Origin of the sequence: Paraburkholderia diazotrophica (assembly GCF_900108945.1) — a bacterium.
GTDB classification, from domain to species: domain Bacteria; phylum Pseudomonadota; class Gammaproteobacteria; order Burkholderiales; family Burkholderiaceae; genus Paraburkholderia; species Paraburkholderia diazotrophica.
This window is the reverse complement of record NZ_FNYE01000094.1, coordinates 1-3177: the sequence shown is the minus strand read 5'-3', so window position 1 is coordinate 3177 and position 3177 is coordinate 1. Positions and strand designations below refer to the sequence as shown.

Sequence of the window (3177 nt, the reverse complement as noted above, 5' to 3'; positions counted from 1 at the left end):
AGCCCCGGGGATATCTCATCTCAAGGCGAGTTTCCCGCTTAGATGCTTTCAGCGGTTATCTCTTCCGAACATAGCTACCCGGCGATGCCACTGGCGTGACAACCGGTACACCAGAGGTTCGTCCACTCCGGTCCTCTCGTACTAGGAGCAGCCCCCTTCAAATATCCAGCGCCCACGGCAGATAGGGACCAAACTGTCTCACGACGTTTTAAACCCAGCTCACGTACCTCTTTAAATGGCGAACAGCCATACCCTTGGGACCGGCTACAGCCCCAGGATGAGATGAGCCGACATCGAGGTGCCAAACACCGCCGTCGATATGAACTCTTGGGCGGTATCAGCCTGTTATCCCCAGAGTACCTTTTATCCGTTGAGCGATGGCCCTTCCATACAGAACCACCGGATCACTATGACCTGCTTTCGCACCTGCTCGACTTGTCAGTCTCGCAGTCAAGCACGCTTATGCCATTGCACTATCAGCACGATTTCCGACCGTACCTAGCGTACCTTCGTACTCCTCCGTTACACTTTGGGAGGAGACCGCCCCAGTCAAACTGCCCACCATGCACTGTCCCCGATCCGGATCACGGACCAAGGTTAGAACCTCAAACAAACCAGGGTGGTATTTCAAGGACGGCTCCACGCAAACTGGCGTTCACGCTTCTCAGCCTCCCACCTATCCTACACAAGCCGGTTCAAAGTCCAATGCAAAGCTGCAGTAAAGGTTCATGGGGTCTTTCCGTCTAGCCGCGGGGAGATTGCATCATCACAAACACTTCAACTTCGCTGAGTCTCGGGAGGAGACAGTGTGGCCATCGTTACGCCATTCGTGCAGGTCGGAACTTACCCGACAAGGAATTTCGCTACCTTAGGACCGTTATAGTTACGGCCGCCGTTTACCGGGACTTCAATCAAGAGCTTGCACCCCATCATTTAATCTTCCGGCACCGGGCAGGCGTCACACCCTATACGTCCACTTTCGTGTTTGCAGAGTGCTGTGTTTTTATTAAACAGTCGCAGCCACCAGTTTATTGCAACCCCTTCACCCTCTGCGCGCAGGCGCATCAAGCTACCAGGGCGTACCTTATCCCGAAGTTACGGTACCAGTTTGCCGAGTTCCTTCTCCCGAGTTCTCTCAAGCGCCTTAGAATACTCATCTCGCCCACCTGTGTCGGTTTGCGGTACGGTCAATGTGAAACTGAAGCTTAGAGGCTTTTCCTGGAACCCCTTCCAGTTGCTTCGCTTCCGAAGAAGCTCGCGCCACGCCCTTGAATTGCGTGCCCGGATTTGCCAGAGCACCTTCTCCAACGCAGCGACCGGGACTTCCAACACCCGGACAACCTTCCGCGATCCGTCCCCCCATCGCATTTCACACTGGTGCAGGAATATTGACCTGCTTCCCATCAGCTACGCATTTCTGCCTCGCCTTAGGGGCCGACTCACCCTACGCCGATGAACGTTGCGTAGGAAACCTTGGGCTTACGGCGAGGGGGCCTTTCACCCCCTTTATCGCTACTCATGTCAGCATTCGCACTTCCGATACCTCCAGCACACCTTACAGTGCACCTTCGCAGGCTTACGGAACGCTCTCCTACCATGCGTGCAAGCACGCATCCGCAGCTTCGGTATATGGCTTAGCCCCGTTACATCTTCCGCGCAGGACGACTCGATCAGTGAGCTATTACGCTTTCTTTAAAGGGTGGCTGCTTCTAAGCCAACCTCCTGACTGTTTTAGCCTTCCCACTTCGTTTCCCACTTAGCCATATTTGGGGACCTTAGCTGGCGGTCTGGGTTGTTTCCCTCTTGACACCGGACGTTAGCACCCGATGTCTGTCTCCCGTGATTGCACTCTTCGGTATTCGGAGTTTGCTATGGCGAGGTAATCCGCAATGGACCCCTCAACCATGACAGTGCTCTACCCCCGAAGGTGATACACGAGGCACTACCTAAATAGTTTTCGGAGAGAACCAGCTATTTCCAGGTTTGTTTAGCCTTTCACCCCTATCCACAGCTCATCCCCTGACTTTTCAACGTCAGTGGGTTCGGACCTCCAGTACGTGTTACCGCACCTTCATCCTGGCCATGGATAGATCACCTGGTTTCGGGTCTACACCCAGCGACTAAAATCGCCCTGTTCGGACTCGCTTTCGCTACGCCTGCCCTAATCGGTTAAGCTCGCCACTGAATGTAAGTCGCTGACCCATTATACAAAAGGTACGCCGTCACCCCTTGCGAGGCTCCGACTGTTTGTATGCATGCGGTTTCAGGATCTGTTTCACTCCCCTCCCGGGGTTCTTTTCGCCTTTCCCTCACGGTACTGGTTCACTATCGGTCGATCACGAGTATTTAGCCTTGGAGGATGGTCCCCCCATCTTCAGACAGGATTTCACGTGTCCCGCCCTACTTGTCGTACACCCAGTTCTTCCACACTGCTTTCGCCTACGGGGCTATCACCCGCTATGGCCGCACTTTCCAGAGCGCTCGGCTAACAGTACAGATAAAGAGTACAGGCTGCTCCCATTTCGCTCGCCACTACTTTGGGAATCTCGGTTGATTTCTTTTCCTGCGGTTACTTAGATGTTTCAGTTCACCGCGTTCGCTTCACGTAGCCTATGGATTCAGCTACGGATGACCCATACGGGCCGGGTTTCCCCATTCGGACATCGGCGGATCAAAGCTCGTTTGCCAGCTCCCCGCCGCTTTTCGCAGGCTACCGCGTCCTTCATCGCCTGTGATCGCCAAGGCATCCACCACATGCACTTGTTCGCTTGACCCTATAACGGGTGTGTCTCTCGACACCACTCGCTACAGGCTGAGTTTTCGCGTTGTGCCGTATTCCAAAGCCCTCTTTCGAGGAACTTAAAAAATACTTCGATACAATCACAACCCTGAACAGTTACTCACGCCCATCTCGAGGCGCTTTCGCTTGTTCTCTTTACTACTTCTTCCTGATTGTTAAAGAACGACAGCCGGCATCGAACCGCAATACCGCACTGACTGGCGCAATTGCCAATGTTGGTCGCACTGCACCGCCTGCGTCTTTCAACGCGCCGCGCCAATGGAACCAACACTGGTAACTGGTGGAGGATGACGGGATCGAACCGACGACCCCCTGCTTGCAAAGCAGGTGCTCTCCCAGCTGAGCTAATCCCCCGCACAACACCACATCACAGGGGG

At 54.3% G+C, this 3177-nt stretch carries 1 tRNA gene and 1 rRNA gene; both read right to left on the bottom strand.

What is annotated here, in order from left to right:
- Nucleotides 1-2774, bottom strand: a 23S ribosomal RNA gene (locus tag BMW76_RS39885); the annotation flags it as partial.
- Nucleotides 2775-3078: 304 nt separating this feature from the next.
- Nucleotides 3079-3154, bottom strand: a tRNA-Ala gene (locus BMW76_RS39880).
- Nucleotides 3155-3177 lie beyond the last annotated feature (23 nt).